This window comes from Streptomyces sp. NPDC054932, from assembly GCF_053610205.1.
The window spans coordinates 1-25,538 of record NZ_JBSGXU010000049.1; the positions used below are offsets into that span (position 1 = coordinate 1).

General features: G+C 71.9%; 22 protein-coding genes. 8 read left to right on the forward strand and 14 right to left on the reverse strand.

Features of this window, described 5'->3' with window-relative positions; all coding sequences use genetic code 11:
• The first annotated feature begins 293 nt into the window (after positions 1 to 293).
• A complete protein-coding gene (locus ACWGE1_RS16065) occupies positions 294 to 941 on the forward strand; it encodes a DUF4328 domain-containing protein (protein ID WP_453421118.1) in 648 nt (215 codons plus the stop codon).
• Positions 942 to 1,005: 64 nt separating this feature from the next.
• On the opposite strand, the gene ACWGE1_RS16070 is transcribed toward ACWGE1_RS16065, so the two are convergent.
• From ACWGE1_RS16070 to ACWGE1_RS16085, 4 genes are read right to left on the reverse strand one after another with little or no spacing between them, the layout of a single operon-like run.
• Complete coding sequence (locus tag ACWGE1_RS16070; protein ID WP_453421119.1) at positions 1,006 to 2,079, reverse strand: C40 family peptidase; 1,074 nt, start codon at positions 2,077 to 2,079, stop codon at positions 1,006 to 1,008.
• 40 nt (positions 2,080 to 2,119) lie between these two features.
• Positions 2,120 to 2,602 (reverse strand): poly-gamma-glutamate biosynthesis protein PgsC/CapC, encoded by a 483-nt coding sequence (locus ACWGE1_RS16075; protein ID WP_319732952.1) that lies wholly within the window; start codon positions 2,600 to 2,602, stop codon positions 2,120 to 2,122.
• A complete protein-coding gene (pgsB, locus tag ACWGE1_RS16080) occupies positions 2,599 to 4,182 on the reverse strand; it encodes a poly-gamma-glutamate synthase PgsB (RefSeq protein ID WP_453421120.1) in 1,584 nt (527 codons plus the stop codon). The genes ACWGE1_RS16075 and pgsB overlap by 4 nt, the downstream gene beginning before the upstream one ends.
• Positions 4,183 to 4,187: 5 nt before the next feature.
• A complete protein-coding gene (locus tag ACWGE1_RS16085) occupies positions 4,188 to 6,410 on the reverse strand; it encodes a HAMP domain-containing protein (RefSeq protein ID WP_453421121.1) in 2,223 nt (740 codons plus the stop codon).
• A gap of 425 nt (positions 6,411 to 6,835) precedes the next feature.
• Between ACWGE1_RS16085 and ACWGE1_RS16090 the strand changes: the two genes are divergently transcribed.
• The gene (locus ACWGE1_RS16090; RefSeq protein ID WP_453421122.1) at positions 6,836 to 7,729 is read left to right on the forward strand and encodes a hypothetical protein; all 894 of its coding nucleotides are present in this window, start codon (positions 6,836 to 6,838) and stop codon (positions 7,727 to 7,729) included.
• 53 nt (positions 7,730 to 7,782) lie between these two features.
• On the opposite strand, the gene ACWGE1_RS16095 is transcribed toward ACWGE1_RS16090, so the two are convergent.
• Both ACWGE1_RS16095 and ACWGE1_RS16100 read right to left on the reverse strand, forming a co-directional pair.
• Positions 7,783 to 8,307 (reverse strand): hypothetical protein, encoded by a 525-nt coding sequence (locus ACWGE1_RS16095; RefSeq protein WP_453421123.1) that lies wholly within the window; start codon positions 8,305 to 8,307, stop codon positions 7,783 to 7,785.
• Between the two features lie 127 nt (positions 8,308 to 8,434).
• Positions 8,435 to 8,839 carry a hypothetical protein gene (locus ACWGE1_RS16100; RefSeq protein WP_453421124.1) on the reverse strand — a complete coding sequence of 135 codons (405 nt, stop codon included), beginning with the start codon at positions 8,837 to 8,839 and terminating at the stop codon, positions 8,435 to 8,437.
• 221 nt (positions 8,840 to 9,060) lie between these two features.
• On the opposite strand from ACWGE1_RS16100, the gene ACWGE1_RS16105 reads away from it, so the two are divergent.
• From ACWGE1_RS16105 to ACWGE1_RS16115, 3 genes are all read left to right on the forward strand, one after another.
• The gene (locus ACWGE1_RS16105) at positions 9,061 to 10,113 is read left to right on the forward strand and encodes a DUF2804 domain-containing protein (RefSeq protein ID WP_453421125.1); all 1,053 of its coding nucleotides are present in this window, start codon (positions 9,061 to 9,063) and stop codon (positions 10,111 to 10,113) included.
• Positions 10,114 to 10,157: 44 nt separating this feature from the next.
• Positions 10,158 to 10,556 (forward strand): VOC family protein, encoded by a 399-nt coding sequence (locus ACWGE1_RS16110; protein ID WP_453421126.1) that lies wholly within the window; start codon positions 10,158 to 10,160, stop codon positions 10,554 to 10,556.
• Between the two features lie 212 nt (positions 10,557 to 10,768).
• Positions 10,769 to 11,344, forward strand: coding sequence for a hypothetical protein (locus ACWGE1_RS16115; RefSeq protein ID WP_453421127.1), 576 nt, complete (start codon positions 10,769 to 10,771; stop codon positions 11,342 to 11,344).
• Positions 11,345 to 11,408: 64 nt separating this feature from the next.
• Here ACWGE1_RS16115 and ACWGE1_RS16120 read toward each other — a convergent pair whose 3' ends face one another.
• Entirely contained in the window at positions 11,409 to 12,287 is an 879-nt protein-coding gene (locus ACWGE1_RS16120; RefSeq protein WP_453421128.1) for a helix-turn-helix transcriptional regulator, read from the reverse strand.
• Positions 12,288 to 12,504: 217 nt separating this feature from the next.
• On the opposite strand from ACWGE1_RS16120, the gene ACWGE1_RS16125 reads away from it, so the two are divergent.
• Positions 12,505 to 13,827 carry an MFS transporter gene (locus ACWGE1_RS16125; protein ID WP_453421157.1) on the forward strand — a complete coding sequence of 441 codons (1,323 nt, stop codon included), beginning with the start codon at positions 12,505 to 12,507 and terminating at the stop codon, positions 13,825 to 13,827.
• A gap of 287 nt (positions 13,828 to 14,114) precedes the next feature.
• On the opposite strand, the gene gap is transcribed toward ACWGE1_RS16125, so the two are convergent.
• From gap to ACWGE1_RS16140, 3 genes are all read right to left on the reverse strand, one after another.
• Positions 14,115 to 15,113, reverse strand: coding sequence for a type I glyceraldehyde-3-phosphate dehydrogenase (gap, locus tag ACWGE1_RS16130; protein ID WP_453421129.1), 999 nt, complete (start codon positions 15,111 to 15,113; stop codon positions 14,115 to 14,117).
• Positions 15,114 to 15,232: 119 nt separating this feature from the next.
• The gene (locus tag ACWGE1_RS16135; RefSeq protein WP_453421130.1) at positions 15,233 to 16,189 is read right to left on the reverse strand and encodes a GlxA family transcriptional regulator; all 957 of its coding nucleotides are present in this window, start codon (positions 16,187 to 16,189) and stop codon (positions 15,233 to 15,235) included.
• An 84-nt stretch (positions 16,190 to 16,273) separates the two neighbouring features.
• The gene (locus ACWGE1_RS16140) at positions 16,274 to 17,536 is read right to left on the reverse strand and encodes a hypothetical protein (RefSeq protein WP_453421131.1); all 1,263 of its coding nucleotides are present in this window, start codon (positions 17,534 to 17,536) and stop codon (positions 16,274 to 16,276) included.
• 269 nt (positions 17,537 to 17,805) lie between these two features.
• Here ACWGE1_RS16140 and ACWGE1_RS16145 point away from each other — a divergent pair, with 269 nt between their 5' ends.
• Positions 17,806 to 18,765 (forward strand): MBL fold metallo-hydrolase, encoded by a 960-nt coding sequence (locus tag ACWGE1_RS16145; RefSeq protein WP_453421132.1) that lies wholly within the window; start codon positions 17,806 to 17,808, stop codon positions 18,763 to 18,765.
• Positions 18,766 to 18,795: 30 nt separating this feature from the next.
• Here ACWGE1_RS16145 and ACWGE1_RS16150 read toward each other — a convergent pair whose 3' ends face one another.
• From ACWGE1_RS16150 to ACWGE1_RS16165, 4 genes are all read right to left on the reverse strand, one after another.
• Positions 18,796 to 20,196, reverse strand: coding sequence for a DUF7824 domain-containing protein (locus ACWGE1_RS16150; RefSeq protein ID WP_453421133.1), 1,401 nt, complete (start codon positions 20,194 to 20,196; stop codon positions 18,796 to 18,798).
• Positions 20,197 to 20,233: 37 nt separating this feature from the next.
• Positions 20,234 to 21,082, reverse strand: a complete 849-nt coding sequence (locus ACWGE1_RS16155; protein ID WP_453421134.1) for a DUF2182 domain-containing protein — start codon at positions 21,080 to 21,082, stop codon at positions 20,234 to 20,236.
• Complete coding sequence (locus ACWGE1_RS16160; protein ID WP_453421135.1) at positions 21,082 to 22,497, reverse strand: tyrosinase family protein; 1,416 nt, start codon at positions 22,495 to 22,497, stop codon at positions 21,082 to 21,084. The genes ACWGE1_RS16155 and ACWGE1_RS16160 overlap by 1 nt, the downstream gene beginning before the upstream one ends.
• 286 nt (positions 22,498 to 22,783) lie before the next feature.
• Complete coding sequence (locus ACWGE1_RS16165) at positions 22,784 to 24,679, reverse strand: ATP-binding cassette domain-containing protein (RefSeq protein WP_453421136.1); 1,896 nt, start codon at positions 24,677 to 24,679, stop codon at positions 22,784 to 22,786.
• A gap of 410 nt (positions 24,680 to 25,089) precedes the next feature.
• Between ACWGE1_RS16165 and ACWGE1_RS16170 the strand changes: the two genes are divergently transcribed.
• A complete protein-coding gene (locus ACWGE1_RS16170) occupies positions 25,090 to 25,479 on the forward strand; it encodes a hypothetical protein (protein ID WP_453421137.1) in 390 nt (129 codons plus the stop codon).
• Positions 25,480 to 25,538: the final 59 nt, after the last annotated feature.

Sequence of the window (25,538 nt, forward strand, 5' to 3'; positions counted from 1 at the left end):
CAACACCTCATCGCCACCTGGACCGGCACCTGCCCCACCTGCCGACAACCCACCCCATGGCAGCCCTACGACACCACCTAACAAAGCACTACTAGGGGGTGCATTTCGGATCTTGCCGGGCCCGCGTCGCCCGGCACCGCACCGGACCTGCGGCTTCTCTGTGGACGAGCAGGTCCGCCCTGCCGTAGTTTCCCTCTGCGCGCTCATCCCCGGGCGCCTGCGCACCGTGCCCGTGGGGGGTCCACACCGTCATGTCCTCATCCCGTTCCAGGGCGCTCCGCCCTCGCCCGCCCATGTCCGGCCCGGTCCCCGGCCCCGGACGCGGTCTGCTCGTCGCAGTGGGCGTCGTACTGGCGGCGGCCGCAGTCGCGGATCTCTTCTCCCTGTACGCCGGTTTTCGGGCGCACTCCGCGGTGGAAGGGGACGGGGGGTTCGCCTACCTCTCCGAGGACCGGTGGGAGGCCCTGTACCTGCTGTTCTCCAGGGTGGACCAGGTTCGGATGCCGATCCTGGTGGTGTGCGCGGCCGTGTTCATCACCTGGTTCCACCGCGCTCGGCGGAGTGCCGGAGGGCTGGCGCCCGCCGGGTTCCGGCAGGGGCCGGGCTGGGCCATCGGGGCCTGGTTCGTTCCGGTGGCCTGTCTCTGGCTGCCGTACCGGATCGCCGTCGAGGCATGGACGGCCGGCCTGCGGGGTGCCGAGGGCCGCTTCTGGCCGGTCAACCTCTGGTGGGCATCGTTCGCCGGATCGTTCGTGCTGAGCCGGTACGCCGATCTGCGCCACCGGCGGGCGGAGGACCTCGGATCCTTCCTCGACGCGGTGACCCTCGGCATGGTGGCCGATGCCCTGAGCATCGTCGCGGCAGGCGCGGCCGTCCACTTCGCCGTACGCCTGACCCACATGCTGGGCGACGGGAAGGACCCGGCCGCCGCCCGTCGGTGAGCCGGGAGCGCCCGGGCCGCAGCCGTGCCGGCGGCGACTGCGGGACGTTCCCCGCCGCCGGACCTCAGAGGCGCTTGGCGCTGCGCAGGGCGGCGGCGTAGTAGCCGTTGCCGTCGAGGCGGGAGGCGCCGCCCTTGTCGCCGATGGTGGGGCCGTTGGCCTCTTCGCGGCTCGATATGAAGACCTTGTGCCCCTCGGTGTCGTTGCCGAGGTAGAGGCCGGTGTGGTCCAGCCGGTCGTTGGTGCGCGCGTCGAGCTTGAAGAACACCAGGTCGCCCGGCTGGAGGACGTCGATGGAGGCCGGTCGGTCCTGCGGGGCGACGCCCTTGAGCGGCAGAATGTCCACGCCGGTCTTCGCGCGGGCCATTCCGTTGGCGGTGCGCGGCAGTCCGTTGCCGCCCGTGTCGGAAGCCATGAGCGGGAAGCGGCCGCGGTAGCCGAACACGGTGCGGATGAAGCCGGAGCAGTCCAGGGACCGGAACTTGGCCTTCTCCGGCTGTTCCGTGGTGCCGTTCCGGAAGGTGTACGGGGTGCCGAGGTAGTCGTAGAAGTCCGACTGCTCCAGGCGCAGGTCGTTGCCGGCGGAGCCGTTCGGGTTGAGCGGACCGAAAGCGGCGTCGCCCGCGTACTGGACACCGGCGGCGTCCTTCTTGACCGGCGCCTGGTCGCCGTACTGGAAGGCGATCGCGAAGAGGTCGTCCTCCTCGCTGCCGTAGTACTTCTTGAACCAGTCCTGGAACCACTGCTCGCGCTCCGCGCCGTTGCGCCAGCTCTCCGGCAGGAGGCGGACCCAGTTGTCGGTGACCACGCGGGCCTGGGTGGTGGCCGGCTCCGCGAAGGTGCGGCTCTTGCCGGTGAGCGATGCCGTGCGCGCCCCGTCCGTGAAGGTGGCGAGGACGGCTCCGTCCGAGCCCCGCAGGACCGAGCGCTCCGGGTTCTTCAGCCGCTCCCACTTGTGGGCGCCGTCCTTGGTGCCGCCGCCCTTCTGCGCCTGGTCGGTGACGCGCAGCACCGCTGGTGCCTGTGCCTGCTCCTCCTTGCGCAGCTCGTAGGTGAAGTACGCGCTGCCGGCCAGCAGGACCGCCAGGACGGCGGCGTGCAGGACGGTGCGGGTACGGCGGGCGGGCTTGGTTGTCATCGGTGCTCCGGGCAGTGCGGGTGATCGGGCGCGGCGTCGGTCAGGCGTGCGGCATGAAGCCGAGCAGGATGCCCGAGGTCAGGACGACGTACGTCATGAGGGTCGCCGAGCCGGTGGCGAGCAGCGTGGCGCCCTTGGGCTGGCGGACGAGCTGGTAGGCGATCAGCCCGGGGACGATGAAGCCGAGCGTCTGGTTCGCGTACAGCAGCGGAAACTTCATCTGCAGCACGATCACCACCGTGGCCTGGAGGAGCACTCCTATGAGGACGACGGCGGCGAACAGGCGCTTGCCGTAGAGGATGACGAACTTCTGGGTGACGAGGGTGAGCGCATACGTCAGGACCGTGATGCCGACGACGAGCGCCGCGCGCTGGAGGTCCTCGATCAGGGTGAGCGCGAGCCAGCCGGGGGTGATCATTCCGCCGGGTGAGAGGTTCGTCGTGAGGTAGCACAGCAGGGAGAACAGCAGGCCCAGCGCGATGCCGATCGCGGCGATCTCGGGGGTGAGGACTGCGGGGATCAACGGGGTTCTCCTGGGCTCTGCCACTGCTGATTGGGGTGGGGCGCGTGCGGGTGGGGCGGCCAGGGCTGCTCGGGCGCCTGCTGCGGGTACGGATCCTGCTGCCATGGCTCCTGCGGCCGCGGCGGGTACGAACCCTGCGACGGGTACGAACCCTGCGGTGGGTACGGACCCTGCTGCGGGTACGGAGGCAGCGCCTGGGGAGCGGGTCGGACGGGCGTCCCCTGCGACGGGTGGACGTACTGCTGCGGCACGGGGGGCTGCGCGAAGCGTGCCTCCTGTGCGGCGGTGAGGTCCGCGTACGGATCGAGGCGCGGGGCGTACAGCGGCTGCGCGGCCGCGGCCTGCCGGGGCGCTGCGGGCTCAGGCGCCGGGGCCACCTCCTCGTCCTCGGGTTCCTCCTCGAAACCGGGCAGCTCCGCCAGGTGCTCCAGGAGGATCTCGCCCTGACCGTGGATGTTGCCGATGGCGACCAGCGACGAACTCTCACCGAGGTGACCGAGCAGCTCGTGCATGAACTCGTCGCCGTCCCGCTGGTCGCCGCCGAGGTCGACGGCGCGGGCGCGCCACTCGGCCGGGATCGCGTCGATGGCGCTCTTCGCCGGGTGTCCGATCACGAAGACCTTGTCGGGCATCAGATCGGGGATGATCTGGCCCATCTGGCCGTTGCGCTCGACGCGGTCGGGGCGGCAGTTGATCACGACGTTGAGGGGGCGGTCGACGGCGCCGAGGTCGAGGAGCTGGTTGATGTTCATCAGCGTCGACTCGGGGTCGTTCGCGGCGAAGACGTTGGCGAAGCGCACGCGCTTGCCGCCGGGGGCCACGTACCGCTCGACGGAGAGCACGCCCGGGTCCGGCGGGGCGTCGTACATCCCCTGGAGGGCGGTCTCGCGGTCGACGCCGAGGAGCTCGGCGACGGTGAGCGCGATGGCGACGTTCTCCTTGAAGGTGAACCAGCTGAAGCCGCGGAGCTCCTCGTCGCTGACCGTGTCGGGGTCGGCGTAGATCAGGGTGCAGTTCCTCGCGTCGGCCTCCTCCTGGAGCACGTGGAAGCGCTCCTTCTCGGCGGTCACGCAGATTCCGCCGTGAGGCATCGAGCGGGACAGGGAGCGCGCGATGTCGTCGAGGGTCGGGCCCATCTCGGCGACGTGGTCCTCGCGGACGTTGCACAGCACACCGATGGTCGACTGGATCAGCTTCGACTGGTTGATCTCCTGGAGCGCGGGCATGACCGCCATGCACTCCATGACCAGCGCGTGCGGCCGGTAGGCGGCGGCACGCCGGACGATGCCGATCTGTTCGACGACGTTGGCGATGCCGAACTTGCGGTAGACGGGCTCCTCGGTGGCGTCCGGGTGGATGAAGCGCGCCGCGGTACCGGTGGTCTTGGCGACCGTCAGCAGCCCGCCGCCGCGCAGGGCTCCCGCACACAGCCGGGTGATGGAGCTCTTGCCGCGAATGCCGTTGACCAGCACCCGGTTCGGTATCTGCGCGAGGTTGGCGTAGTGCCGGCGCTGCTCGACGATGCCCGCGACGAGCATGACCGTGCAGCAGAAGAGCAGCACGCAGTAGAGGAAGAGCACGGGGATCAGTTCCTTCCGGCCAGGCCGGCACGGCTGGGCTTCGGGCCGGCGCTGCCGGCGGCAGCGTCCCGCTTGCGCTGCTCGAGCAGCTGCTGCCGGATGACTTCCAGGCTGCGGGTCACGGCACCGACCTCGTCGTGGTGGGTCGGGTAGAGGACGGTGCGGCGGTCACCGTCGGCGAGGGCCTCGGCACGCTTGGCGAGGTCGCGCAGCGGCCGCACCACGATGATGTGCATCCAGCCGAGGCAGGCCGCAGAGCCCGTGAGGCCGAGCAGCCCGGCCAGCACGGTGCGGTTCTGCGTGGTGTACACGGGGATCTCCAGGCCCTTGGCCGGCTGCCAGGTCACGACCGTCCAGTCCAGGGGCTGAGCCACGCCCCCACCGGTCATCGGCGCAGCGGCGGCGATGTGCACGCCGCCCCGGCGCAGCAGGGCGCTCCGGGAGCGCGGGCCCTTGTCCGTCTTCTCGTTCGCCTTGGTCGCCAGAGTGTCGAGCTCGGTGTCCGACAGCGTCTCGAAGGCCAGGTAGCCGTTGTTGCCGCCGATCACCCGGTGCTTGGCGTCGACGACGCGGACCTCGCCCAGTCCGGGCCGCTTGAGCATGGCGTTGAGGAAGTCGATGCGCAGCTCGCCGACGACGGCCGCGCCGCCCAGGGCGGGTGCCGCGGCGTACTCGGTGATGACCGGCTGGTTGCCGCTGTTGATCAGCGTGACGGGCTGCTCGGAGGGGCCCTTGCCGGCGGGGTGGCGGGGCTTGCCGCCGGCCCGGGCCATGACCGTGCCGTCGGCCTGCAGCACGTAGAGGGATTCGTAGCGACCGTGCTGGGTCCGGGTGCGCTCCAGCACCTTCGTCATCTCGGCGGGAGTGGTCTTGTCGGTGATGACGGAGGCGACGGAGGTGAGGTCGGCGTGTCCCTCGTTGAGGGCGCGTCGCACTCGGTCGGCCAGGGTGTCGGTGCGTTCGCGCTGGTCGTCGACGATGCTCTGGGGCACCGCGACGGAGGCTCCCGCGCGGTTGAGCGTCAGCAGGAGCGGCGCGGCCCACACCAGGAGCAGGACTGCGCACACCGCGATGAGGGCGCGCGTCCCGATGCGTGCGCGGCGGCCGGTCCGGGGGCCTGCGGTGTCCGCGTCGGGCTCGCCGAGGAGCTGGCGGCGCAGCCGGTCGAGGGCGGCGCCGATGCGGGCGGTCTCGCCGTACTTGGGCACGGTGACGGGCCGGTGCAACTCGCCGCGGCCGATCCTGCGGCTCTCCAGGAACAGCCTGAGCAGCGGGCGCTGCACGGTGACCACGAGCAGGGCCACGGCGAGCGCACCGAGGACCAGCAGGGCGCCGGCCGTGGCGATCCAGAAGAAGGAGTCGACGGCGGCGGCGCGCTCCTCGGCGACGCCGACGAACGAGACGACGGTGAGGCCGAGGGCGGTCGCGTCGGTGCCGACGCCGGGCTGCGAACCGGTGAGCTTCGCGTAGCCGGCCACGGAGCGGTGACCGGCCCTGGAGTCCCCGAGCAGGCTGCCGCTGACGCCCGCGAAGCCGCCGGAGCCGGGCTCCTTGGCCTGGAGCGGGTGCTGCCGGGCCTTCTGCGCGACGGTCTTGGCGAACTTCCTGAGCTGCTTCTTCTCCTGCTCCGAGCCGCCGATGCCGTCGCTGCCCAGGACCTGGCCGGACGCGTCGAGGACGGCGATGGCGCGGGACTTGCCCAGGCTGACGCCCGGGACCTTCAGGCTGCTGGAGGCGACCAGGAGCTGCTGGGGGCGGTTGGGCCAGGACAGCAGGGCGAGAGTGAGGAGGCGGGTCTCACCGTTCTCCAGCCGGACCATGCGGGGGGCGAGGCCGGACTCGGAGTTCAGGGCGGTCAGGTCGAGGGCGGTCAGCGGGAGGTTCTCGCCGCGCTGCGCCTCGAGGCGGCCCGACTTGATCTCGATCACGGCCGTGCCGCGCCACTTCTGGTAGACGCTGCCCAGCTTGTCGAGCACGGAGTCGGGGGACACCGGTTCGCCCGAGCTGAACAGGGAGGCGGTCCTGCCGACGTCCGTGATGCTCTCGTCCAGCGAGGCGCGCAGGGCGATGGCGCCGTCCTCCGCGAAGTACTGCTGAGAGGTGAGGACGGCCGGCGGTACGGTCGTCCTGCCCACGTGGCCGAGCTGGAACGCGGTGAGGGCGGCGAGGGCCAGCAGCAGGACGGACAGGGACGCGATGGGCGGACGGATGCCGCCCAGCAGCGACATGTCGGCCCGACGGCGTGTCCGGTGCCGCCTCGATCGCGACGCGGCCAACGCTGGCTCCTCTTCGTTGTGTCCTGGAGCCGGTGCGGCCGAGGCAGGTGATGGTCTGGGGTACGGGGTGTCGAGAGTGTGCGGGGCGGCCTGCAGGGCCCTGGTACTTCAGACCAGGGCGGGCCGCTCCGCCCGGCAGGGCGTGGCTCCGCGGATGCTCCCGGTGGCGGCTCGTCCGGCTGCCCGGTGCCGGGAAGCACCGCAGCCGGCCCGGAGGGATCCGGGCGGGGTGGAGGGCGGGCCGGACCGTGGGGCGGCGGGAGAGGAAACGGAGAACATCACTCCGATATTTTTATATGACTATGAGCGCTCCATTGACCAGGCGAGTAACGATTGCAGTTCTGTGCGGCGTTTCCGTTTCCCTTTGTGCCGTTTTGGTGCTTCTGGCGACGGGATCGAGAAGCGCACCCCCGACCCGCCCGGCCGGCCCCGCGACGCAGTCACCCGCAGGCAGCGACCTGGAGCAGCAGATCGCCCGGTTCACCGCGGGCCTGGACGAGCGCGGGGGGTACCGCATCCCAACGGACCGGGAACGACTGGCATTCACCGGTGCCGTCGCCCACCTGCTCGACGGTGATCAGGAGGCGGCGCGGGCCGGCCTGGCCGAGATCGACTTCACCCTCCGTACTGTGACGGACGCCGTCAGCGGGCGCCGGTACGCCGAGGTGGCGGACCGGGTGAGTGAATCGGGCCACACCACCCGCGGCTGGGGCCGGGTGTACGTCGACCTCGACCATCCTCCGCGCTGGTCGGTGCAGGTCCCGCACCCCGTGGCCGACGCCCGCACGGAACACCTGGGGGCGCGGGTGCTGCGCGCAGCGCCGGGCGGGGTGATGGTGCTCGCCGGGGCTCACCGCAACGCCGGCAAGGACGGTGCGGCGGACATGGCACACCACTCCGACTCGATCTTCCACGGCGTGGTGGACGAGCTGACGCGGCGCAACCTTCCGGGGGTCCAGCTGCACGGATTCGCCAATGAGTCGTTCCCCGGGCGCGACGCGGTGGTCTCCACGGGCGTCGGCGACAGGGCCAAGGCGGACGCGGGGGTGCTGGCCGCAGCGCTGCGGCGCGACGGTCTGAAGGTCTGCACGGCGTACTCCGAGCGGTGCAAGCTCGCCGGACGGGAGAACGAGCAGGGCCTGGTCGCCGCCGCGGAGAACGTCCGCTTCCTGCACATCGAACTGAACAAGGCGGTCCGGGGCGATGACGAGAAGCTCGACCGGGCGGCGGCTTCGATCACGACGCTCACGGACCGCTGGTCCCGCCGGTGATCCGGGCAGGAGGCGCAACGGGGCGCGCAGGATGACGTCGGCGGGCGGCCGGTTCAGCAGACCGGACGGGATCCGTCGAGCACCGCGCTCACGGACACGTAGTACTCCTTCTGCGCCGAGTACGAGACGCTGAGCAGCGTCGGCTTCCCGTCCACTTCCTTGCGGAAGCAGATGTCCTTGGGCAGGAAGCCGGGGGTGATCTTCGGGCGGGACCCGGTGGCCTTCCAGCCCGCGGCCGGCGCCGCGGCCCAGTAGTGGTCGAGCACCACGCGGGGATCGCCGTCGAAGGCGTAGTGCTTGTCGGCGGTCAGCCAGACGTCGGTGCCGCTGTCGTCCATGCACTCGGCGCCGGTCCCTTCCGGCACGGGGGTCGCCCCGGCCGGAGCCGGCGGAACGGCGACGGCCGATATCTGCTCCAGGCGTTCCACGCCCTCGGGCTCGTCACACTGCCCCTCGGCGCCGATCAGCAGCGTGGCGCACCCGTACAGCAGACTGCCGACCAGGACGAACGCCACGACGCATGCCGCGGTGATGAGTGCGTTCGTCAGGCCGCGCCTGCTGGAATCCGTAGCGCTCACGGAACAACGACCTCACTCATCAAGTCAGCCGGCTTCTCCGGTGGTAGTGCCGCCCAACCTAGTGCAGGGGCCGTGCGTGCTCCCTGCCCGGTCGTTCCGAGGCCCGCGTCCCACTGCCTCCGCGTGCCTACCGCGGCGCGGGGTCGTCACTGCGGGCTCCTTCAGCGGTCACCCCGGGGGGCCAGGTGCCGTGCTCGATGAAGTGCGACACGGCCTGGCCTGCGACGTCGAAGGCGACGGTGTCCCGGTCGGCGTAGACGTCGACCTGTCCGTTGGACAGTTGGTAGCCGTCGGAAGAGCCTTCGGCGTGCGGATCGACGAGATGCTCCCCGGGCTCCCCGTCCCCGTCCAGCAAGAAGACCTTCGCTCGTTCGCCGTTGGTCACCACGGCCAGGAGCTGCCCCGCGTCGTTCTCGAACCACGTCTCCTGGTTCCCCCAGTCCCACCGATGTCGAAGCAGGTGTCGAGCCTGTTCACCGGAGTAGGTGTGACCGGCGGAGTCCTGCAGGTGCCAGCGGTTCGTGGTCGTCAAGGTGCTCCTGCCTCGATCTGACGGGACGCCAGGACGGTGTCCCATGAGATTCCCATTCTCACACCCATGACCCGACGGGGGCCCGATATCGGGGTGTCGGGGTGTGCGAGGTCGGGTTCTGCCCGGCGCCGACGATCTCGCCCTCCGCGGGCTCAAGGCGACGACCGCAGGCCGGAGTCCGGATGCTCGACGGACGTGCCGATGCCCCGTATGGTCCGGGCATGGCCACCCATGAGCGCGAGATCACGGACCCGGTCGATCTGTGCCTCGCGGACGGGCGCCTCGCGCCGGACGCGGTCGGCTGGTCGCGCCGGCCGCTCCACCGCTCAAGGATCGGCGGGTGGGGACGCACGAAGCGGTGGGAGTACTGGTGCGTGACCACTCCGACCCACCTGGTCGCCCTCACCGTCAGCGATCTGGACTACCTCGCCCTCTCCTGCGTGTACGTCCTGGAGTTCGGCCCCGAGGGCCGGCAGCGAGAGTTCGAACGCACCGCACTCGTCCCCGGCGCACGCGGTGTGCACCTTCCCGACACCATCGCCGGAGCCGGCGGCTCCCGTCCCGTTTCCGTGGGCCCCGAGCGGCCCGTACGCGGCCAGGTACGCATAGGGATCAGCAACGAGGGCGCCGCCACCCGGCTCAGGGCGCGGTGCACGGACCCGGACCGGCTGCCGGTCGAAGTGGATCTGCTGGCCGCGCTGCCCGAGGGGCACGAAACCCTGTCGGTCGTGGTCCCGTGGAACAGGCGTCGTTTCCAGTACACGTCCAAGCACACGGCGCGACCCGCCACGGGAACGGTACGGATCGGCAACGACGTGCTGGTCTTCGATGACGACGCCTGGGCCACTCTCGACCACGGGCGCGGGCGGTGGCCGTGGCGAACGGCCTGGAACTGGGGGGCCGCCTCCGGTCGCACCGACGGGCACACCGTAGGGCTCCAGTTCGGCGGTCGGTGGACGCGCGGCACCGGCTCGACCGAGAACGCACTGTGCGTGGACGGCACGATCTTCAAGATCGGTGAAGAACTCGACTGGCGCTACTCCCCGGAGGAGCCCCTGCAGCCCTGGACCATTCGCGGCGGTGGGGCCAACGAGGTCGACCTGGTCTTCACTCCGTTCCACAACAGGGTCGCGCGAGCCGAGCTCGGCCTGCTCGGCAACCGGACGAACCAGTGCTTCGGGCACTACACGGGGACCGTGCGCAGCGACGACGGCGAGCCGATCGCCGTGGACCGGCTGCTGGGCTGGGCGGAGGACGTCCGAGTGAGGTGGTAGCACGTCCAAGTGATCCGGCCGGGCCCGTACGTACACTGCCGGGCATGGCATGCCGCATCAGTGAACTGGTCATCGACTGCACCGACCCCGAGCGGCTCGCCGCGTTCTGGAGCGAGGTCCTCGGCTACGTCGAACTCGGCCGGGAGGAGGACGGAAGCATCGAGATCGGGCCGCCCGACGCCGGCTTCGGCGGCCCGCAGCCCACCCTCGTCCTCAGTCCCGGCGCCACCCCGCGGACCGGGAAACTCCGGCTGCACATCGACGTCAACGCCACCGACCGCGACCAGGAGGCCGAGTTGGAGCGGCTGCTCGCTCTCGGCGCCAGGCCCGCCGACATCGGCCAGAGCGGCACCGAGAGCTGGCACGTCCTGGCCGACCCGGAAGGCAACGAATTCTGCCTCCTGCGCACCCGGCTCCAGCCCCTCCGACCGCCGGCACCCTGACAGTGACACGACCCGGGCAGGCCCGTGTCGCGGGGGTTGTGACTATGATCCCCACAACCGGGGGGTGAGCGATGAAGCGTGGGCTTCTTGCGAGTGCGGGCCTGCTGCTGGCGGTCGTCACGGGGTGTACGTCGGCCGACCCCGGTCTCGGTTCTCCTCCCCCTTCTCCTGCTCCCTCGTCCCCTGCTTCCTCCGGTCCGGCCGAACCCCCCGTGCCCGAGCCCGGTCCCGCCACTCCACTCGGCGCCGCGGTGATCACCCCGGAGGACGCGAAGCTCATCGAGGCGTACAACGCAGGACCGTTGTTCCCGCCGGGCAGGCCGGCGCCGGCCGCGTCCGAGCTGGCGGTTCTGCGGCGCGGCCGGCCGGCGGGTACGGGTGACATTGCCTGGATGCCGGACGCCAACACCTACTGCCTGGCCACGATCCGGGAGCGGGCGTCGGACCGGCAGTGCTTCGGACTCGCGGCCGGGCGGAAGCCCCAGGGCTACGTCCACGTCGGCAGAAGCCGTCCGCACGGCCTGGGCGGCCTCGCGGAACCACCCCAGATGTGGCTCACCGTCAGCGTGGTCGAGAACACCGGCGGGCCGTTCGCCTTCACCGGCGGCACGCCCGAGCATGCCACCCCGGTACAGGAAGCCACGGTGAAGTTCCCCTCGGGCAGGACGATGACATTTCTGACGTACGACTTCCCGGAGGGCCAGAGCTTTCCGAGGGACGCGGAGATCTGCAGTCCGGGCCGGGCCGTCTGCTTCACGGCATTCGAGCCCAACGCGATCGGGGAATAGGCGATGGCGTGCGTGGCCGACGGACCGTCACCGCCCCGCTGAGCCCGCCCGTCCCGCCGGTCCTTCAGACCCCGACCGGAACCCCGGCACGGGCCGCTTCCGCCAGCCGCTCCAGCTCCTTCAGCCGCTCGCGCGTCTTTGTATCGAGCGGTACGTACGTCACGAGCCTCGGCCCGGTCCGCGGTCCGAGCCACAGGTTGGTGTGCTCCAGGTGCAGCAGACCCACCCGCGCGTTGCGGATGTACTTCGACTTCGCGATCTGCCCGCCGACCACCTCGTGGCGGGCCCACACCTCCCGGAACTCGGCCGAGGTCCCCTCCAGCCGGGCCAGGAGCGACTTCCACGCGGGCTCCATCAGGTGCTCGGCCATCGCCGCCCGGAACCTCGCGGCCATCAGCCGGTGCGTACTCGGCAGGTCGACCACCGCCTTGCGCCACTCGGGGTCCGTGAAGGCGAGCCACATGCAGTTGCGCTCCTCCGGCCGCTTGCCGTCCAGGTCGCAGAGCAACTGCCCGTAACCGGCGTTGTAGGCGACGATGTCGTACCGGCTGTTCTGGACGCACGCCGGAATGTGGCCCAGCTGGTCGAGCATCGCCCGTACGGCCGGTGTCACGCTCGGACAGACCGCGGGCGGCGCCGGATCCAGGCTCCCCGCCAGCGCGAACAGGTGCTCCCGTTCGCTCACGTCGAGCAGCAGCGCCCGTGCGATCGCGTCCAGCACCTGCGCCGACACCTGGATGTCACGCGCCTGCTCCAGCCACGTGTACCAGGTCACGCCCACCGACGACAGGTGCGCGACCTCCTCACGGCGCAGCCCCGGGGTCCGCCGGCGAGGCCCGCGCACCAGTCCGACCTGCTCGGGGGTGATCCGCTCGCGGCGGCTGCGCAGGAACTCGGCCAGCTCGTGCCGGCGGACGTCGCTTCCAGGGGCCACAGTGGTCATACTCCCAGCCTGCCGCACCGCTCATCCTGTTGCCAGGTAGTCCTGGTACCCGGATAACCGCACTCTGGTACCCGGCTGCCGGACGGGAGACCGTCGGAGGGTGACTCAGATCCCCGTACGCGACATCCCTCTTCGCCGCGCCCCTGCGCGGCCCGCGGCCACTGCCCGTCTGGGCGGCCCCGGCCTGTTCACCGTGCTGCTGGGCGCGGCCCTGCCCATGATCGACTTCTTCATCGTCAATGTCGCGCTGCCGTCCATCGAGCACGACCTCTCCGCCGGACCCGCCCTCCTGGAGCTCGTGGTCGGCGGCTACGGCGTCGCGTACGCCGTCCTGCTGGTCCTCGGCGGACGCATCGGGGACAGCCTCGGCCGCCGCCGGCTCTTCCTCGTCGGCATGGCCGCCTTCGGGGTCACCTCGCTCGCCTGCGGCCTCGCCCCGAACGCCTGGAGCCTCGTCGCCGCCCGCGTCGCCCAGGGCGCGGCCGCCGCTCTCATGCTGCCGCAGGTGCTCGCCACCATCCAGGCCACCACCGAGGGACCGCGCCGGGCCAGGGCCATGAGCCTGTACGGGGCCACCGGCGGCCTGTCCATGGTCGCCGGGCAGATCCTCGGCGGCGTCCTGGTCGCCGCGGACCTCGCCGGAACCGGCTGGCGGGCGGTGTTCCTGGTCAACGTACCCGTGGTGCTCCTGGGGCTGGTCCTGGCCGTGCGCACCGTCCCGGACACCCGGGCCGGCCGGCCCGCCGCCGTGGACGTGCCGGGCACCCTGCTGCTCGCCCTGTCGCTGGTCTCGCTGCTGCTGCCGCTCACCGAAGGGCGGGCCGCCGGCTGGCCGCTGTGGACCTGGGTCTCGCTCGGCGTGTTTCCCGTCGCGGCCCTGGCGTTCTACGTCACCGAGCGCCGGGCCGACCGCCTGGGCCGTGTCCCGCTGGTGCCGCCGAGCCTGCTGAGGCTGGAGTCGCTGCGACGGGGCCTGGCGCTGCTGGTGCCGTTCTCGATCGGATTCGGCGGCTTCATGTTCGTCCTCGCCGTGACCCTCCAACAGGGTCTGGACATGGGTCCGGTGACGGCGGGTCTGACGCTGGCGCCGATGGCTGTCGCCTTCTTCGGGGCCTCGCTGGCGGGGCCGCGCCTGGTCGCCCGTTTCGGCAGCCGGATCGTCACCGCCGGAGGAGTCGTCCAGGCGGCCGGGATCGCCCTCCTGCTGGCAACCCTCCACCACGGGTGGCCGGACCTCGGCCCTGCCGTGCTCGCTCCGGGCATTGCCCTGGCAGGACTGGGCCAGGGCTTCCAGATGCCCGTGCTGATGCGCCTGATGCTCTCGGACGTCCCCGCCGACCGGGCCGGGGCGGGCAGTGGCGTCATGATCACCGCCCAGCAGTCCGCCGTGGCGCTCGGCGTCGCCACACTGGGAAGCCTCTTCCTCGCGCTGGTCCCGGCGGCCGGCGTGCGCGGGGCGGTGTGCACCACCCTGCTCGTACAGCTCGCCCTGATCGCGCTGACCGTGCCGCTCAGCCTCCGCCTTCCCCGCATGCGCTGAGCGGACCGCATGAGCAGGACCTGCCGGGGCGGTTGAGCAGGTGCGCGCCGCGCGCGGTCGGTCGGTTCACTGGATGCGTGACCGGGACCGACCGCACGCAGGCGCCGGCTGCGCCCGCACGGCGCACGAAGCCGTGCCGGTGGTGCGGGCGCTTCGTACCGCAACCCTTCCCGGTGGTGCGCACGCTGCACTGCAACACCGGGCACGGGATCAGCGACGTGCGCGCCGACTTCCGGCGCAGGTTCAGGGACAACCTCCGAGCCGCCCCGCCGGGGGCTGCGGGCGGATCAGCCTGCGGCGAGGAGCGTGAGCGTGTCGATCACGCGGTTCGAGAAGCCCCACTCGTTGTCGTACCAGGCGACCACCTTGACGTGGCGGCCGTCGACGCGGGTGAGCTCCGAGTCGAAGATCGACGAGGAGGGGTTGCCCGTGATGTCGGCGGACACGAGCGGGTCGTCCGAGTACTCCAGCACGCCGGCCAGGGGTCCCTGCGCCGCGGTGCGGTACGCCTCGAGGATCTCCTCGCGCGTCACCTCGCGGGCGACCGTGGTGTTGAGCTCGACGATCGAGCCCACCGGGACCGGTACGCGGATCGAGTCGCCCGACAGCTTGCCGTCGAGCTGCGGCAGCACGAGGCCGATCGCCTTCGCGGCGCCGGTCGAGGTCGGCACGATGTTGACGCCGGCGGCGCGGGCGCGGCGGGGGTCGCGGTGCGGCCCGTCCTGCAGGTTCTGCTCCTGCGTGTAGGCGTGCACCGTCGTCATGAAGCCGTGCTCGATGCCGGCGAGGTCGTCGAGGACGGCGGCCAGCGGGGCGAGCGCGTTGGTCGTGCAGGACGCGTTCGAGACGATCGTGTGCAGGGCCGGGTCGTACGCGTCGGTGTTGACACCGAACGCGAGCGTGACGTCGGCGCCGTCGGACGGCGCACTCACGAGCACCTTGCGCGCGCCGGCCTTGATGTGGCCGCGGGCGGCCTCGGCCGAGGTGAAGCGGCCGGTGGCCTCCAGGACGAGGTCGACCTCGAGCTCGGCCCAGGGCAGCTGCTCCGGCTCCCGCTCGGCGAGCACCGTGATGCGGTGACCGTCGACGACGAGCACGTTCCCCTCGACGGTCACCGGGCGGCCGAGCCGGCCGGACGTGGTGTCGAAGGCGAGCAGCCGCGCGAGGGTGGCGGGCTCCGTGAGGTCGTTGACGGCGACGACCTCGAGATCGGTGTCGCGCTCGAGGAGCGCGCGCAGCACGTTGCGCCCGATGCGGCCGAATCCGTTGATGGCAATGCGAGTCATGAGCGATGTCCCTTTCGTTCGCCATCAGGTTCGCGCCCGCTCCCGGCCCGCGACAGCGGCGAGATCGCCATGGTTCGTAAGGATCTCGCCAGGGGGCGGGGGAGTGGGCCGATGGCGGGCTATTCGCCCTGGGTGAAGGTGCGCCGGTACTCGGTCGGGGTGGTGCCGAGGATGCGGTGGAAGTGCAGGCGCAGATTCGCGCCCGTGCCCAGGCCGACGTCGTCGGCGATCTGTTCGACACTGCGCTCCGATCGCTCCAGCAGCTCACGGGCCACGTCGATGCGGGCCCGCATGACCCACTGCATCGGCGTGTACCCGGTGTCCTCGGCGAAACGCCGCGAGAACGTCCGGGGCGAGACCCCCGCGTGCTGGGCGAGGCCCTCCAGCGTGAGCGGGTCGCCGAGCCGGTGCAGCGCCCACTCCCGGGTGGCGGCGAAACGCTCGCCGAGCGGCTCGGGCACGCTGCGCGGCACGTACTGGGCCTGGCCGCCGCTGCGGTAGGGGGCCGCGACCAGGCGGCGGGCCGCGTGGTTGGAGGCGGCCACGCCGAGGTCGCGGCGCAGGATGTGCAGGCACAGGTCGATGCCCGATGCGGCTCCCGCCGAGGTCAGTACGCTGCCCTCGTCGACGAACAGGACGTTCTCGTCGAGCCGGATGCCCGGATGTTTCGCCGCGAGGGCCCGCGCGTAGTGCCAGTGGGTCGTGGCGCGCTTGCCGTCGAGCAGGCCCGTGGCGGCGAGCGCGAACGCGCCCGTCGAGATGGCGGCGAGCCGTGCGCCCCTGGCGTGGGCGGCGATCAGCGCGTCGATGACGGCCCGCGGGGGGTCCTCACGGTCGGGGAAGCGGTAGCCGGGGACGAAGACGATGTCGGCCCAGGCGAGCGCGTCGAGCCCATGGGTGACGTGGTACGACAGGCCGTCCCCGCCGGTCACGAGGCCGGGCGCCGCCCCGCACACCCGCACCTCGTACGGCATGCTCGCGCGGGTCGTGAAGACCTGCGCCGGGATACCGACGTCGAGGGGCTTCGCGCCCTCGAGGACGAGGACGGCGACACGGTGGAGGCGGGAGGGCGGCACGGGGATCAGGGTACGGCGGGCCGGGCCCCGGGCCGGGCAGGGCCCTCCCGGGTTGCCCGTGCCGCCGCCCGGCGCGGACCTCCCTCACAGCCGCCCGGCGATGAGGTCCAGGTCCCCCCGGGTGAAGCCCGGACCGTCGGAGCCGTCCGGCGCGAACGACTCGATGACGGCCTGGAGTACGGGGGCCGAGTCCGTGCCGTTCACCTCGGTGACCTGCACGTTGTAGAAGATCAGCCGGCCGTCGACCTCCTCGTTGGAGATCTCCAGAACCTCGTCGAGCCAGTCGTCCGCCTTGGCGACGTTGCCCAGCGTGCGGTCCAGTTCGCGCAGACAGCTGCGGCCGATGCCCGGCAGCAGCGCGGCCGTGAGGGCCGTGGCATCGGCGAAGGTGCGCACGGCGGGCCAGAAGGTGTTGATGGGCCGGGGCCGGGAGGCGTCCGTGAAGTCGAAGAACGTGAGAGTGTGGCGCACGCACACGTGGTGCACGTTCTGCTCGGCCGCAGTCAGCGTCAGCGTGACCTGCCGCCCGCTGACACGGGCCCGGACCGTGGCGGTCGCGGCAGCCGTCGCGGAAGCCGCGTACGCCGCTATCGACGGCGCGTTCAGGCGGGCCTCCGCGAAGAGGCGCAGGCCCTGCTCGGGCGTCGGGAACGGCGTCAGCCCCTTGCGGAGGTTCTGCTTGGTCGTGGAGTCGTACACCCACTGTTCGCGCAGCGGCGGGTACAGCACCCGCTCACCCCGGTCGATGCGTTCGGCGGCGCTGTGCGCGGTCTGCAGATGCCGGTGCAGGGTGGTCCAGAGCGCGGCGTCGTACACGCCGCGCCCGTTGTCGGCGTCGGCGGAGTTCAGCCAGGCGGTCTCCAGTTCCTTGAGCGCGATCGACACGGCGTCCATCCGCCGGGTGCCCGGGCCGCCCGGCACCGGCTCGGTGTCGGGGTCGAAGTTCATGCCCGGGTCGTTGGCCGGGCTCTGCGGGCCCAGCGACACCATCAGCGGCAGGTTCCACAGCAGGCGGTGCGGGTTGGGGTTGCCGCCGTGACCCGCCATGGCCACCGCCCGGGCGACGTCCTCGCCGGCCACCGCCCAGCACAGATTCCAGAAGGCCCGCGCCGCCCCTTGGAGCTGCGGGTTCTTCGAGTTCCAGGCCGGGGTGACCTGTTCGGCGATCGAGCTGAGGCGTTCCTTGGAGATCTTGTGGTGCAGTGCACCCGTCTTCCACTCGGTGGGTAACGCGTAGTCCTGCTTGCCCTCGTTCAGCGGCTTGACTGACCACTTGGACTTGTCCGGGACCTCGCGGGCGGTGCTCGGTGGCGGCGCCGGCCTGCCCGCCACTGGAGATGTCGTCATGGCACTCCCTTCGCGGCCCACCGAGCGCGGGCCGCGCTCATCTTCGGGGCCTCGGGGAGCGGGCGTCCACCGGTTCGGGTGCACTGGGCGGTGCGTGAGCGACGACACCGCAAGAGCCGCCGCAACCGCCCCGCACGCCCCACCGGACACGCCCGGTGACGATCCGTGCGGCCGTGTCGGCGCCCGGAAAACCGTGGGCCGCGGCGGGGCACCGACCGTTACGATCGGGCACTCACCCGATCATGACGGACGGTCCGACGGAGGAACCGATGACACCCGCTCCTTCGCGGACACCCACCCACCCCGAACGGCTGGAGCAAGGGCACCCGTTCCGTCAGTGGAAGACCTGGCGCATACCCGGTACCGAGTTCACGCTCACCGGGTACTCGCGCGCCAACGACAAGACGTTCTTCCACATCCCGGAACTGCGGTGTGCGCTCGACGCCGGACTGGCGGAGGGCCGCCAGACGGAAACCGTCTTCCTCACCCACACCCACCACGACCACTCCAAGGACCTCGACCACCTCGCCGCCCGGCCCGACGGCGTCGACATCCACCTGCCCGCCGCGGCGGTGCCCTACGTGGAGACCTTCCTGCGGGCCTCCGCCGAACTGAACCACGGAACCGCCTACGACCCCTCCCTCGCCGCGAGCTGCCGACTGCACGGGGTACGCGGCGGCGACGAGTTCACCTTCGGGCGCCGCGGCCACCACGTCCGGGTGGTGGAGTGCGTGCACAAGGTGCCCTGCGTGGGATACGCGTTCTCCGAGCGCCGCAAGGCGCTGCTGCCCGAGTACGAGGAACTGCGGCGCGACCTCGCGCAACAGGGCCGGGGCGCGGACTTCGGACGCATCCTCGCGCAGCGCCGCAAGGAGGGCGCCGCGGTCGAACGAGAGGTCCGCAAGCCCTTGTTCGCCTTCCTCGGCGACACCCACGTGAGCGTCTTCGAGGACAACCCGTGGCTCTTCGACTACCCGGTGATCATCACCGAGTGCACCTTCCTCGACGACGCCGAGCTGGCGCGGGCCGACCGGGTCGGACACACGGTGTGGAGCCGGTTGAAGCCCGTCGTCGAGTCCCGTCCGGACACCCTCTTCGTCCTCACCCACTTCAGCCTGCGCCACTCGGACCAGGACGTCCTCGACTTCTTCCGCGACGAGCGGCCCGACAACGTGCTGCTGTGGGCACACCCGGACAGCCGACTGCCCGAACAGCACCAGCACGGCTGACGGACCGGGTCGGTACCGGGCGCCCCGGCGTCAGGACCCGGCCAGCGTGTCCCGCAGCCGCCGTGCCTGCTTGAGCAGCTGGGAGGAACCGGGCCGCTGCGCGAGAGCGGTCACCTCGGGCAGCTCACCCCGCGCACCCGACAGCCGCGCGGAGTCCGCCGCGACGGCCAGCAGCGCCCCGTGCGCCTGCGGCCGGATGCAGGCCAGGAGCCCCGGGAGGGCCGTGGCCAGAACGGCCCAGACCGCCTCGGCGCCCTGCGGTGTGACGGCCGCAGCCCGCAGCGATTCGGTGAGCAGGGGCACCTTCAACGTGCCCAGCCCCACGAGTTCGGTGAGCTCCCGGCCCAGCAGTTCCCCGTCCAGTCGGCCCCGTGCGTTGAGCAGGACCAGCGCCCGCACCGCGGCCTCCCGGTCGGGCTCCGGCAGGGAGGCGAGCCCGTAGGCGACGGCCAGGTGCACGGCGGGTCCGGCCGGACCTTCCGCCGCGGCCAGCCCCTCCAGGAACGCGGGGGCGCCGCAGCCGTCCTGGTCGGCCGCCGACGCGATGCCCGTCATCAGCCGGGCCGCGGCTATCTCGGGGTGCCAGGGCAGGGTCGCGACCGTGTGGGCGTCCCGGTAGTCGGGCAGGGACCAGTGCGGACAGGAGATGCGCGGCTCGAACTTCCGGAACAGCGACCAGAAATGCCGTGGGAACGCGCCGCGGCCTTCGAACGCCTCGTGCCCCACGAGGATCCGGCGGCCGATCCGGGCGCCCCGGCGCCTGCTGGGCCGCTCGGGCTCACCGGCCTCGCGCTCCCGCCGCCACACCGGCTGGGGCAGACCGCCCTGGCGCAGCCAGGCGACCACCCGGGCCCCCTCCTCCAGTTCCAGCTTCTCCGCCGCGCGTACCGCTTCGGGATCCACCTGCCCGCCGCAGCGCAGCAGCGCCTGCCCCAGATCCGCGGGCCCCGGCCGCACGCCGAGCCGCTCGTACTCGGCGAGGCGCTCGACCAGGTCGGAGGGCTCCACCGCGCCGGTCGGTCTGCTCGGCGCGGACAGCAGGAACGGCACGGGATCACCGGCCCGCAACCGCGCCGCGACCTCGCCGGCGCGCGCCCCGGCTATGTAGTCCAGTGCCACGTGCTGGCACAGCTCCAGCCAGCCCGCCGTCCCGGCGTTCTCCCAGGACTCCTCCGCCTGTACCGGCTCCACCGCGGCGCCGACGACGCCCGCGAGGCAGCGCACCTGTCCGTGTGGCTTCATTTTGAACTTGCGCGGGACGGAGCCCAGTGCGGCAGCCAGCGCCTCCCTGTTCCGGTAGCTGTGGCTCACCACGGCGTTGAGTATGCGTTCGAACGCCTCCACACCCGGGTCGCTGCGGTCGGCCAGCACGGCCGCGACCTCGTCCGCGAGTGCATCCAGTGACGGTACGGCGAATTCCCCCTTGATCATGTGCCCCAGGCTAGGGCGTCCCACTGACAGCGCCGGTCTACGTGGCCGCGGGGAGGACGACTGCCGCCAGCGCGGCTGCGGCGAGGACCGCTGCCGCGAGGTGCGCGGGGCGCCGAGGCTTGAGGGCGAGTCTCTCCGCCGTGACGATCGCGGTGAGCAGGGCCATCCACACCAGCATCCCGCTCCTGCCGCTCGCCACGGCCATCACCAGCATCAGGGCCCAGCACGAACGCAGGCAGGCGCGGCCGTGCCGCAGCCCGAATCGGGCGGCTCCCGCCACTGCGCGCCAACCGCTCAGCGGCAGCGGGGAGGAGCGGTGGCAGTCGCGCAGGGCGCGCCGCTTGTACACGGTCAGCTGCCATCCCGCTGCCAGCGCGAGCACGGAGGCGAGCACGACGTCGTCCGGCAGCGGCGCCCAGAGCGGCGCCAGGGCCAGGAGCAGCGTGCCGTACCCGAACCAGACCGCCAGGTAGACGGCGGCGAACGTGGCGATCGCGCGCTGCCGACGCCGCCGCAGGCTGTTGGCACCCACGTGCGCGAGCGCCGGGACGGTCGCCGGAAGCATCATCGCCACGCTCATCAGCGCCCACATCGCCAGGTCCCCGGAGCCGGGCATTCCGTGCACCGCGTGGGTCTCGTGAACCGAGTGGACCTGATGGACGTCGTGCGTTTGGGACAGGTGCTGGTGCGCGGCCTTGGTGCCGGTGCCGACGGTGGCCACGGCGTCCTCGGCGCCGTGCATCCCGCCCGTCACGGCCAGCGCGATCAGCGCGACCCAGGCGGCGACCGCCACCAGCTCGTATGCGAGGCAGACGCGCGGCCGCAGCAACCGCAGTACGGGCGCGATCCGCGGGGACCGCGTCCGTACCGCGCCCCGCGTCGGCATCAGGTGTAGCCGAGGCTGACACGCCCGATCTCGATCGGCGGGTCCTCGGCCTCCGGGTCGACCGGGCCGAGCGGAAGGAACGTCACGCGCAGCTCACTGTCGTCCCACGCGTCCTCCGCCTCCAGCCTGAGCACGAGCGGGGTGATCTCGACGGTCACCCGCAGGCCGTGCGGGTGCTCGTCGCCGCGCGGGTCCTGTGCGCGCTCGATGCCGAAGAAGGAGAGGTTGCCCACCCGGTGGTTCTCCGCCAGGTCATCGGACGCGTCGGCGGGCAGGTTGACGTAGATGCCGTAGACGGTGTTGGGGTTCCTGTCGCCCTCGATGTCCTCGACGTTGAGGTACACGCGCCGGTCGGCCTCGGGGACGGGCACGCCCAGCGCCCGGCCGAGGGACCTCGTGGTCCGCTGGTCGATCGGTACGGTGACGCTCGCGGCGCGGCCGACGAGATGCACGGTCTCCTCCGACGAGCCGGCCATCTCGCGCCGCTTGGGCCGCAACGGCTCCGGGCCGTTCGGACTGCTCATGGACACCTCGGGCGCGGGGGACGGGGGCGGGGCCGGGGGCGCCGGCGGGGGCGTGACCAGTGCGGGTGACTCGTACGTGTAGCCGAGCCGGCCCGCGATGTCGACGATGTCGGACGCCGCAAGGCTCTTGCGGCTCCCGTCGGCGTCGAAGAAGTCGTACTCCTGGCTGGTCCAGCGCGGGTCGGTCGGGTTGCCGTTGCCCGGGCGGCTCGCCCATTGGAACCAGAGGCGGTCGATGTTGGCGTGATGGAGCCAGAAGATCGGATCCAGCGCGGCCGTCGCGGGGTCGCCCATCCAGCCGCCGATGTGGGAGTGCACGTCGTTGTGCGGGGTTCTCTCGACGAGCCCGGACCTGTTCCAGAAGGAGGCGACGTCGGGAGTGATGCCACCGCCGAACTCCGCCTCGCCGACGAACTGCGAACGCCCCAGCGCGGCGGCCGCGGAGGTCATCTGGACGGGCAGCGGTACGCCCTGGTTGATGCCCCGGAACCGCTTGGCGAACAGCGGGTTGGCGCCGCCTTCCTCGTCGCGGAAGGTCGGTGGGATCCGGGCCTGGTCCCGGTCGGCGCCGTAGTCCCAGAAGGGCAGGGCCCAGTCGGCCGGGCCGTCCAGGTCCACGACCGCCGCTCGGACGATCCGCTCGAAGTACCAGAGGTACATGCGGTGCCAGGCGAGGAAGAACCACGATCCGTGCTTGCAGTTCTTCCACAGGGGCAGGGCAGGACTCTGCCCCGTGTAGTGGATGGCTGCCTGGTACGTCCAGCTCGTCGGGTCGTCCGGGTCCCGCCCCTTCATCTCGTTGACGGCTGCCGCGTAGTGCGCGAGGGTCAGGTCGTCATCCGGCAGCGTCCACACGTTCCTGCGTACGTGCACCACCTGCTCAGGGCACATCGCGTCCGCCTTCCGTCGTGCCGGCCGTGATGCGATCACCTGCATCGCCGTGCCGCCAGTTCTCCATCGAGCCAGGTCGCGTTTGAAAATCGGGAGGAATCTACCGAAACGTCCTCCCGTGATCGACCCGGCGCGCGGGCGGCAGGCCCATGAGGGGCGTATCGGACGAGCGTCCGCAGAGCCCGGCCCGATGAATGCCCCACGCCGTGGGCGGCCGCCGGGGCCGGAGGGGACGCGCCGAGCGCGGCGCCCGCGCAGTGCGACGCCCCCTCGGACACCCGCCGCTCTACCGGTCCTGGGAGAGCCGCACGAGCTCGGCGAAGGAGCCGTCCAGCCGCACCAGTTCCTCGTAGGTGCCCTGCTCCAGGATCCGTCCCGCGTCGAGGACGATGACGCGGTCGGCGAGGCGGCAGTTCTCCATCCGGTGGGTGACGATCACCGTGATCCGGTCGTCCCTCATGTCCCGCAGCCCGGAGAAGACCATGTGCTCCCCGCGCGGGTCCATGGCCGACGTCGGCTCGTCCATGACCAGCAGACCCGGCTTGCGGTGAAAGGCGCGCCCGCACGCCAGGCGCTGCCACTGGCCGCCGGAGGGCTCGTGCCCGCCCCAGACCGAGCGGGCCAGCAGGGTGTCCAGGCCGTTCGGGAACTCCTCGACCGCCGTCCGCATGCCGACCGCGTCCAGCGCGTCACGGACGGCCTCCTCGCCGCGCGGGTCGGGCTGGCCCAGGGTGATGTTCTCCCGGGCGGTGAAGGGCCAGTGCCCGTACGACTGGGTGACGAGGCCGACGTGCCGCCAGGCGGTGCGCTGGTCGGCGTCGGAGGTCGGGACCCCGTCCCAGGAGACGATGCCGGAGGTCGGGGCCGTCAGCGAGGTCAGCAGGCGGATCAGCGTGGACTTCCCCGCACCGTTCTCCCCGACGACAGCGATCACCTCGCCCCGGGACAGGGTCAGCGAGACCGGCCCGAGCGAGGGGACGTCCTTGCCGGGATAGGTGTAGGTGGCCTCCTCCAGACGGATCTTCTCCGGGGCCGCCTCCATCACCTGCGGTCCGCGCGGGCCGGACTTCTCGGCGGCCTCCGCGACGAAGGCGGTGTAGTCGCCGAGGTAGAGAGCGTGCTGGAACATGGCCGCCCCGTAGACGACGAGCTGCGACAGGGCGGCGGTGGAGGTCCGCATGGCGACGATCGCCGTGCCGGCGGCAGCGATCGCCATGTACCCGCCGAGGACGAGCCCGGCGAGCGCCCCGTAGGTGGTGACGGCGAAGAGCCCCGAGGCGGTGGCGGCGATCAGGTGGACGGTGAGATAGCGCGGTGCGGAGCTGACCATCCTGGAGTCGATGCCCGCGCAGACGGCCGCGTACCAGTGGTGGGCGTAGGGCCGCATGCTGTTGCCGCGCAGCTCGTCGGCGAGCTTCGGGGTGGTCAGGTGCCAGCGCATCATGTGCTTGATGTTGCGGGAGGCGACCGTCTGGTTGTGGAGGCGGTAGTCGAGGCGGGCCGCGTAGACCGAGCCGAGGCCGCGCGGGATCACCGACAGCAGGAGCAGCGGCAGCAGCACCGGATGGACCACGGCCAGGACGGACGCCACGGCGACCATGTCGATCAGGCCGCCGGTGAAGCCGAGGGCGTCCTGCAGCAGCATGGCGGACCGGGCGGATCCGGTCTCGGCGGCCTCGGAGCGCTCGGTGAAGTCGGGGGCGTCGTAGGCGGCGAGTTCGACGTCCATGTGGGCGTCGACCATGGCGAGGTCGGCGAGGGTGGCCATACCGGGATTCAGCCGCCGGGCGGCACTGCCCGAGGTGATGGAGGCCAGCGCGCCGAGGGCCGTCATCGAGGCCGCGACGACCAGGGGCCAGGCCGCCGCCGAGATCCGCTCCTGGACACCGTCGCCCGTGAGGAGCGGGACCAGCGCCCGGGAGATCGCCGCGAGGGCTGCCGCCGTGCAGATCCCGCCGAGGATCTGGGCGGCGACCAGCACGTGGAACGCGGTGCGGTTGACGGCGAGGGCGAGCCGCGCGGTCTGCCGGAGGGCAGAGGGGACGCGGCGGGCCATCTGGCCGAGGGACAGCGCCTCCATGGTCTCGTTGTGCTGGCCCCAGGTGTACTTGAACTCCGGAGGGGCGGGTGGTGCGGCGGTCCGCTGCTTCTCGCTCTGCTGCCGGGTCTGCTGCTCGGACATGTGCCGTCTCCTTCAACTGGTTGGCTCTGGGGGTCAGTTGGTCCGCTCGCGCGCATGGTGGAGAAGCCCGTCTCCACGGTGTGCGGAGGGGGCGGCTGCGTGGTCGCGGGAACTGGAGGGAGTGAGTAGAGCGCAGGCCGAAGGCCGGAGCAGCGGGATCTGGCCGACCTCGCGACGAGCGCCCCCTTGCCGTGGCTGCTGATCGTGTTCGGCCGCCGCCGGGCTCCCGGGCGGAGGCGGAAGGGAGGTTGGCCGGATCCGGTCGGTACGGGGGTCGGCTCACCGGAAATCGCTTGCGGGCCCGAGGCGTGGCCCCGGCCCTTCCACCGCCCTTCCACCGCCCGTCCGGCCGAGGGGGCCGGGTCGGGGTCGGGGTCGGGGTCGGGGAAGATGGAGGGGTGTTGGTACGCGTGGAGGCAATTCAGCAGGAGGCAACGGGGCCCGTGGCGGTGCGGGTGCACTCGGCGGTGGGCACGGCCGTCGCGGTCTGGCAGGACGGCGCCCGCGAGGCGGCGGAGGGCGAGCACCGCATCGAGTGGACCGTCGACGAGGACATCGCCTGGGCGGGGAACACCTGGCCGGCCGCTTCCCCCACGTACGGGGTGCGGGAGGACGCCGGTGAGCACATCGTCTTCCGGGGGCGGCTGAGTCTCACCGAAGACGCAGCGGCCGTCCTGGACATGGGCGGCACGTCGATCCTGTTCGGTCTCCTCGGCCCGCCGCCGGACGATGCCGATGGCACGTGGGTGGAGGTACGGGCCGGACGGAGCAGTGTCAGCGTCTGGCCCTACCAGTGCTGAGGGACCAGCCGGCCCGGCCGGGTGTCCCGTCCGGTCCGTCCGCGTACGCCGTGGCATCG